The sequence below is a fragment of the Vibrio sp. 1401 genome, assembly GCF_033340295.1.
Genome location: NZ_JAWOWF010000181.1, coordinates 1 through 932 on the forward strand (window position 1 = coordinate 1; position 932 = coordinate 932).

At 39.1% G+C, this 932-nt stretch carries 1 pseudogene; it reads left to right on the forward strand.

The window, feature by feature from the left end:
* A pseudogene (locus R7Z77_RS24405) lies at window positions 1-872 on the forward strand (hypothetical protein); the annotation flags it as partial.
* Window positions 873-932: the final 60 nt, after the last annotated feature.

Sequence of the window (932 nt, forward strand, 5' to 3'; positions counted from 1 at the left end):
TGAAACTCAGTATATTGTTTAATAATTATTCAATTTCGGACGACTTGGTTTTCTGTCCGAATTACGCAACAAAGCCGAATAGAGAGGCAATCGTTGATCTCGAGATAGATGACTTTGTATGGAATCACCCAGCAACCGGAAAGCCCTGTATTCGCTATTGGAAAGTCAGATCATTAGGTCAAAAAAGGCTTCACTTAGACCTGATTGATGCGGAAATACAGTGGATGACAATTAAACAGGGTCAAGAAGTCCGATGGATCTTTGATAAAGTTACGAAACTCACAGAACCTTTTCGAAAATATGCATCAGAATCTAATATCAACAGATTATTCATATTTAGGCACAAGAGTCGAAAAATAATCTCAATCCGTAGCTTTCGTGATGAGCGTAGTTTTGACAATGCGTCAGCTGTTCGGTTTGTGAAAAATCACAACCTTAGAGATGACAACGGCGATTTTCTGGAAGTTAATATATCAAAATTTAGAGCTACATTTGTTTCCGAACACATAGAGGCCGGTGTATCAATTCGAGAGATGCAGCTGTTATTAGGTCACCGTTCAATTACAACCACAATTGATTATCTTGATCGAATGGACTTTGATCGCTTTGCTAGAAAAAAGGTCAATGAAGCCCTAAAGAAAATTCATTCAAAATGTATAACGTCCCCAAAAAAGGCCAATAAACATACTGATAAAAACAAGCCGGAAGAGATACCTATTACCACAGTAAGTACGGGATTAGTTGCCTGTGTCAACGTAATGGACCCACCAGAGTTTATTCGTAACTTACCAAACTATGTGGAAGGGCAACCATGCTCGCTATTCAATAAATGTCTTGTTTGTGATAACTGCTTAATTGTAAGCGCCCCATGAACACACGGGCGCTTTTTTATGTGTGGGAGAAGTTCCAGGGAAGAAGTGAGTCGATATCAG